The sequence below is a fragment of the Mycobacterium sp. E3247 genome, assembly GCF_001667785.1.
Taxonomy (GTDB): Bacteria; Actinomycetota; Actinomycetes; order Mycobacteriales; family Mycobacteriaceae; genus Mycobacterium.
Genome location: NZ_LZJG01000334.1, coordinates 1 through 6,689, shown reverse-complemented (window position 1 = coordinate 6,689; position 6,689 = coordinate 1). Strand labels below are relative to the sequence as shown.

General features: G+C 66.5%; 8 protein-coding genes. 1 reads left to right on the top strand and 7 read right to left on the bottom strand.

Translation table 11 applies throughout. The features are described from left to right. Positions 1-153: hypothetical protein (locus A9X04_RS30980; protein ID WP_197509222.1), on the top strand; the 153-nt coding region annotated here is incomplete at its 5' end. An 11-nt stretch (positions 154-164) separates the two neighbouring features. Here the strand turns inward: A9X04_RS30980 and A9X04_RS18480 are convergent. The 7 genes from A9X04_RS18480 to A9X04_RS18450 form a co-directional block, all read right to left on the bottom strand. Continuing rightward, positions 165-836, bottom strand: coding sequence for an SDR family oxidoreductase (locus A9X04_RS18480; protein ID WP_067923520.1), 672 nt, complete (start codon positions 834-836; stop codon positions 165-167). 48 nt (positions 837-884) lie between these two features. Next, positions 885-1,388 (bottom strand): MarR family winged helix-turn-helix transcriptional regulator, encoded by a 504-nt coding sequence (locus A9X04_RS18475; RefSeq protein ID WP_067923517.1) that lies wholly within the window; start codon positions 1,386-1,388, stop codon positions 885-887. Between the two features lie 72 nt (positions 1,389-1,460). Continuing rightward, a complete protein-coding gene (locus tag A9X04_RS18470; RefSeq protein ID WP_369828973.1) occupies positions 1,461-2,201 on the bottom strand; it encodes an amino acid ABC transporter ATP-binding protein in 741 nt (246 codons plus the stop codon). A 5-nt stretch (positions 2,202-2,206) separates the two neighbouring features. Beyond that, complete coding sequence (locus A9X04_RS18465; protein ID WP_067923511.1) at positions 2,207-4,024, bottom strand: ABC transporter substrate-binding protein/permease; 1,818 nt, start codon at positions 4,022-4,024, stop codon at positions 2,207-2,209. Positions 4,025-4,074: 50 nt separating this feature from the next. Then, the gene (locus A9X04_RS18460) at positions 4,075-4,815 is read right to left on the bottom strand and encodes a GntR family transcriptional regulator (protein WP_067923509.1); all 741 of its coding nucleotides are present in this window, start codon (positions 4,813-4,815) and stop codon (positions 4,075-4,077) included. Between the two features lie 108 nt (positions 4,816-4,923). Then, on the bottom strand, positions 4,924-5,709 hold the full coding sequence (locus A9X04_RS18455; protein WP_067923506.1) for an LLM class F420-dependent oxidoreductase: 786 nt from the start codon (positions 5,707-5,709) through the stop codon (positions 4,924-4,926). Between the two features lie 15 nt (positions 5,710-5,724). After that, entirely contained in the window at positions 5,725-6,639 is a 915-nt protein-coding gene (locus tag A9X04_RS18450; protein ID WP_067923502.1) for an alpha/beta fold hydrolase, read from the bottom strand. Between the last annotated feature and the right edge of the window lie 50 nt (positions 6,640-6,689).

The following is a 6,689-nucleotide window of genomic DNA, read 5'->3' as shown; positions in this document are numbered from 1 at the left end:
GTGCGCGGGCGAGTGGTGGTGGCCGCCGACGCTGACCAGAACACCCTGAAGGCCGCGGCGTTGTCGGACGAGAAGGTCCGGGCTTTCCTGGCGGGTGCCAACCCGCGCAAGGTGATCGTGGTCCCCGGCCGGCTGGTCAACCTGGTCGTCTGACCGGCGCCCAGTCAGCGGCCCGTCGGCCGCAGCACCACCTCGTGAACATGGCCGTCCCGTGGCGTGGCCACCACGTTGGCGACGGTGGTCGCGACGGTCTCCGGCTTGAGGAACTTGGCGGGGTCGTAGGTGCCGCCCTCGAACGCGACCAGCTCGCGCTGCATCTCGCTGTCCGTGCGGCCGGGGTAGACCGTCGTCACCCGTAACTCCGGCTCGTCGGCCCGCAGCGAGTCGGCGAACGCGCGCAACGCGAACTTGCTGGCGGAGTAGGACGCCATACCGGGCGACACGTTGCGCCCGGCGCCGGAGTTGATGAAGATTACCTGGCCACGGGCACGTCGCAGCGCGGGCAGCAGCGCCAGTGTAAGTTCCACCGGCCCAAGTACATTGACGGCGAAGGTGGCGCGCCACTCGTCGACGTCCGACTCCGCGACATGACCGGGGATGGACAGCCCGGCGTTGTGCACCAACACGTCGAGTTCGTCCACGACCTCGCAGGCGGCCTCGATATCGCCGGAGTCGGTCAGGTCCAGTGGGAACGTCGTCGAGCCGAGTCGCTCCGCGACGGCGTCGAGCCGGTCAGAGGGCCGGCCGGCCAGCAGCAAGGTGTGGGTGGGGGCCAGTGCCGTGGCGATCGCGGAGCCGATGCCGCCGCCGGCCCCGGTGATGAGAGCAGTGGGCATGTAAGGGAGTCTACGGGCACAGCCAAAATGCTTGAACGGCAGGTACTTTCACGCCTCTTTACAGGCCGGCGGCTCACCCGCAGGGCCGGGGGCCGGTTCGCCGCAGGCCAGCCGCTCCAGCGGCGCCAATGCCTGCATCAGGGTGCAGAGGTCGGACGCGGGGAGCTGACTGAGCATGGCGGCCAGGGAGGCGCGCCGGTTGGCCAGGGACTCGCCATGGACCGCGCGTCCCCGCGGCGTGATGTCGACCAGCACAGCCCGCAGGTCGGACGGGTCGCGCGAGCGTTTCACCAGCCCCAGCTTCTCCAGCCGGCGGATCGCCACGGTGGTGGTCGGGGTCCGCACCCGTTCGTGGGCCGCCAGGTCGGTCATCCGGATCGGCCCCTGATCCAGCAAGGTCACCAGGATCGACAATTGCGCCAACGTCAGTTCGCCCGCGGCCGCGCCGCTCGGGTCGCCCCGACGCAGAATTGAAAACAATTTGGACAGCGCGCGGTGCAAACCTTCGGCAAGCTCGGTCACGTCGGCCGAGTTGGGTTCGCTGTCCGCCATAACCGGGGAGTCTAACGCTATATCAGGCACGTACAAGGTCGCTATGCCGACTAATTAGTGCGATGGGGTTGGTCAAAGTACCTGCGACAAGAATCGCTGTAGGCGTTCGGTCTGCGCGGCTTCGAAAATCTGCTCCGGCGCCCCGGATTCCACGACCTTGCCGCGGTCCATGAAGACAACGGTGTCGGATGCCGAGCGGGCGAACCCCATTTCGTGGGTGACCACAATCATCGTCATACCGTCGGCGCCGAGATCGGCGATGAGTTGCAGAATCCCTTTCACCATTTCGGGATCCAGCGCCGATGTCGCTTCGTCGAAAAACATCACTTGCGGAGCCATGGCCAGCGCACGGGCGATGGCGACTCGTTGTTGTTGGCCGCCGGAGAGCATGCCCGGCCGGGCATCGGCCTTGTGCTTCAGGCCAACTCGGTCCAACTGGGCCAGCGCCAGCTCGCGTGCCTCGTCGGCGGCCAGGCGCCGCAACTTTCGCGGCGCCGTCGCCACGTTCTTCAGCACGCTCAGATGCGGAAAGAGATTGAAATGCTGGAACACCATGCCGATGCGCTGCCGGAGCTCGTTGGGGTCGTCGCGGAGCACCGATCGGCCGTCCAACAGGATGTCGCCGCTATCGGGTTCGTGCAGCCGGTTCAAGGTGCGCAACAGCGTTGACTTGCCCGAGCCGGACGGCCCGATCACCGCGACGGTGCTGCCGGCGGCAGCCTCGAAATCGACCCCGCGCAGCACCTTGTTCCCGCCCAGGGTTTGGTGAATGTCCCTGGCGGCCAACGATACTGACTGACGTTTCGTGACCACGACGCTCACGTGATCTCCTGTCCGAACGTCGTGGCCAGCATCTCCGCGTTGTCGTCGGCGGCGGGGGCACGCCGGCCGCGGCGTAGGCGAGCATCGATGTAATTGACCAGATGCGTTAACGGAATGGTCAATATCAGGTAGAAGAGGCCGGCGGCGACCAGGGGCGACAGGCTGCCGGTCTGTGCGTTCAAATCCCGGCCCACCTGGAAAAGCTCCCGCTGATCGGCAATCAGGCCAAGGAAGTACACCAAAGCGGAGGCCTTCAACAACCCGATGAACTGGTTGACCAAAGCGGGCAGCACCCGGCGTATCCCCTGTGGCACCACCACCAGCCGCATCGCGGTCGTATAGCTGAATCCCAGCGCTCGGGCGGCCTCCAACTGGCCCGGGTCCACGCTTTGTATTCCGGAGCGCAGGATTTCGCCGATGTAGGCCGCGGCCATCAATCCCAATGCGGCAATTCCCAACGGGTAGGGATTCTTGTTGGTGAGATCGCCGACCAGTGGCCCGATCCCCATTCCGATGAGCAGGATGATCACGACTTCGGGAAGGCCCCGGAAGATATCGGTGTATACCCGGGCCGGCCAGCGTAACCAGCGCCGCTGCGAGATGCCCGCCATGGCCAGCACCATTCCGAGCGCCAGGCCGATCACGATGGCGCTGTTGGTCAGGATCAACGTGTTCGGCAGCCCCGTCGTGAGCAGCACGGGGATGGCCCGTCGGTACATGTCCCAGTCGAAGAACGAGTCACGCAACTGGGCGAGCGTCGACTTGGGCGCGGCCGGATCCGCGACCGTGCGATGCCGGCTCGCCGCGATCGCGGCGAAGTCCGGCAGGTGTGGCACCGGGGCGGCTTTCGATCCGGGCTTCCAGCCCGGCGGCAGGCTGCGCGGTACCCATTCGCAGTACAGCTTGGCCCAGGTGCCGTCGGCGATCACCGCGTCCAGCCCGGAATTGAGCGCGTCGATCAGCGGCCTGTTCTCCTTGGCGACCGCGTAGGCCACGAAATTGCCTGCGCTGAAAGTGTTCGCGACCGTCACGGCGGGATCGCCCGGCCGGATGACGGTCGCGGCGAGGGTTCCGGGCGCCACCCACGCATCGATCTGCCGGGTCTTGAGACTGGCGTACAGGGTGGCGAAGCCGGGGTACTTCACCGGTTGCAGGTGCAGGGTGTCGACGACGTAGGACTCCTCGACGGTGCCCTGGACTACACCGATGCGCTGGCCGGCCGCCAGCTCGCTGAACTTGTGGATCGGTGAGCCGGGCGGCACCACGAGGGAGTAGAAGCCGAAGTCGTAACCGTTGGTGAACGCGACGGTGCGTCGACGCTGTGTGGTGGCCTTCACCGACGCCGACCCCACGTCGAAGCGTCGGGAAGCCACCTGAGCGAGCAACGCGGAAAAGTCCGTGCTGACAAAGCGGAGCTGTAGATGCAGCTTGTCGGCGATGGCGCGCAGCAGCAGGTTGTCGAAGCCGCTGAATTCACCGGTCGGATTGATGCAAATGTTGGGCGGGGCATCCGACAGCGTGCCCACGGTCAGCACGCCCGGCGTGCCGAGGCCGAGCGCACCGATGTCGACCGCGCTCAATGGTCCGACCGAATTCGTCGTTTCGCGGTCCTCCTCCGGAGTCGGCGGCGCCTCGGTGAGGTCTTTGGGCAAGGCCATGGCGCTGTCCAAACCGGAAGGCGCGCATTGGTTCCAGTCGGCGGCGGCGGGCGCCGCGAGTCCGCCTGACGCCATCCCGCAGACCAACACGATGGTCACGGTGAGTCCGAACAGCTTTCCGCGGCGCTGGGTCCGCCGGTCCGCGCGCGCATTCATCCCTGTCACCGTATCGACCGGCGGCCGGCTTCGTCGGGTGAGCGTCCGCTCTAGAGAGCCAGCGACGGTTCGACGCCCGGGGATTGGGCGTCGTCGAGCACCTCGAGCTGTCCGGGCACGACGGGCGGGACGTCGTCGGAGGGCGTGAACACCCTGCGCCGGGAAAGTTCGGCCAGCATGGTCTGGGCCGCCAGGTAGGAGCGACTCACGCAGGCGGCCCGCGCGGCCTCGGGATCGCGCCGGTTGATGGCGGAGGTCTCGTCTTCGTAGAACGGCAGCAGCTCTTCGCGGCCGCCTTGGTAGGTCAGCCAGAACACCCGGGGGATGAGGTTCTGCGAAGCGCGGATCGTGGCGTGCAGCCGCGGTCCGGCGTATTCGTCGTTGATGGTGCGCCGGTATTCGGCGGCGGTGTCGCAGAAGGCCCGCGAATCCTTGGCGCTGCGCAGGGACCGCATGAAGGCGTCGAGTTGCCCGAGGATGCGCGGGGTCGGGCTGGTGGCCGCGCGCGCGGACGCGATGCCGTTGAGCAGCCCGTCGAGCTCGTGATGTTCGAGGACGGTGGCCTCGTCGAACCGTTCGACGAACGCTCCCCGGTGATAGCGGGTGGAGACAATGCCGTCGTGTTCGAGCTGAACCAGTGCCTCTTGAATGGGAACGCGACTGACCCCGAGCCCCAGGGCGATTTCATTCCGATCGACGCGGTCGCCGGTGCGCAACTTTCCCGTCAGCAAGAGGTGGAGGATGTGTGAAACAACCAGGTCCTTTTCTTTGACCCCGTATTTCTTTGGCATTCGTTGTTGAGTCTCTTTCAAACCCGGTTTCGGCCAGCTGGCGCGAGAAGTTTCTCACGAGTGGGCTCGTACTTTCCGGTGTTTGACCGACAAATGGTTGCGACCGGCCTAACGATTATCGCGCCATCGGCACAGCGCTTCAGCGGCGGTGAGGTCGTAATCCGGGCCGTCACATGCCGCGGTCAGCAGCGTGACACCGAGTCCGACGAGCGTTTCGGCGTTGTCGAGAAGTTTGCCGCCGTCCTGCAAGGCGGCCGAACGTTCGATGCTCGCCGGGTCGCGGCCGACGTCGGCGCAGTGCCGGGCCAAGACCTGCGACTTCGCCGGGAACTCGTCGGCGGACGTGAAGCTGTGCCACACATCGGCGTATTCGGCGACCAGACGGAGCGTCTTTCGCTCACCCCCGCCACCGATCAGGACCGGGATGTCGCGGGTCGGTGGCGGGTTGAGCCTGGCCAGCCGCGTCTTGATGCGGGGCAGCGCGCCGGCGAGATCGTCGAGTCGGCTGCCCGCCGTGCCGAATTCGTAGCCGTACTCGTCGTAGTCCTTCTGCTTCCATCCCGAGCCGATGCCCAGTACCAGCCGGCCACCACCGATGTGGTCGACCGTGCGAGCCATGTCGGCCAGCAGTTCGGGATTCCGGTAGGAGTTGCACGTGACGAGTGCGCCGATGTGGATGCGCGAAGTCTGTTCGGCCCATGCGCCGAGCATCGTCCAGCACTCGAAATGCGCGCCGTCGGGATCGCCGTAGAGGGGGAAGAAGTGGTCCCAGTTGAAGGCGATGTCGACGCCGATGTCTTCGCAGCGACGCACGGCGTCACGAATTTGTCCGTACTGCGGCGCGTGCTGCGGCTGCAATTGCACGCCGATGCGGATGGGCAGATCAGATGTCATGAGCCCACGGTAGGCTCAGCGCCCGTCGAGCACCCCGCGCAGCAGGTCGATCAGGGCGAGCGGTTGGTCGCTTTGCACAGAGTGGCCCGCGTTCTCGACGACGTGCGCCGTGCGGAAATGCTTTGTACGACGGCTTAATTCGGCGGCATCGTCGTCGCTGACGAATCCGGACTTGCCGCCGCGGATGAGGGTGATCGGTGCCGACAGCCTGTCCACGTCGTCCCAGAGGACGTCGAAATCCGGGAACTTGCGAATCGCGTCGTAGCGCCACGTCCACTTGCCGTTGTCCAGCCGGCGCGAGTTGTGGAACACTCCGCGGCGCAGGGCCTTCACCTCGCGGTGCGGCGCCGCGGCGACCGTCAGGTCCAGCATGGCCTGGAAGCTTTCGAATTCGCGCTCGCCGTGCATCAACGCCACGGTGCCCTGCTGCTCCTTGGTCATCTCCGAGTGGCGCTGCAGCGCGGACGGGGTGACGTCGATCAGGACGAGTTCGTTGACGAGTTCGGGCGCCACGGCGGCCAGCCGTATCGCCGTCAGCCCACCCAGCGACATGCCCACGAGCAGGTCGGCGCTCGGGGCGTGCTCTCGCAGCGCCGGCAACAGGGCGTCGGCGTTGATCTGCGGCGAGTAGTCGCCGTCCTCACGCCATGCCGAATGGCCGTGCCCGGGAAGGTCGACGGCCAGTGCGGGCTGGCCCAGACCGACGATGACGGTGTCCCAGGTGTGCGCGTTCTGGCCGCCGCCGTGCAGGAAGACGATCCGCGGGGGAGTACCGCCCCAGCGCAGCGCGCTGATCTTCCCTTCACCGGTGCCCGCCTCGACACGCTGCACGTCGGGCAACGGACCGGTGACGCCGGCTTGCTCGGCGTTCTCGGATAGCAGCGCGAACTCCGACAACCCATCCAGTTCGTCTTCGGAGATTTCGGTCACGGTCTACAGACACTAGCGCCGCGGGCGCGCCAACGGCCGCGAGCGTAACG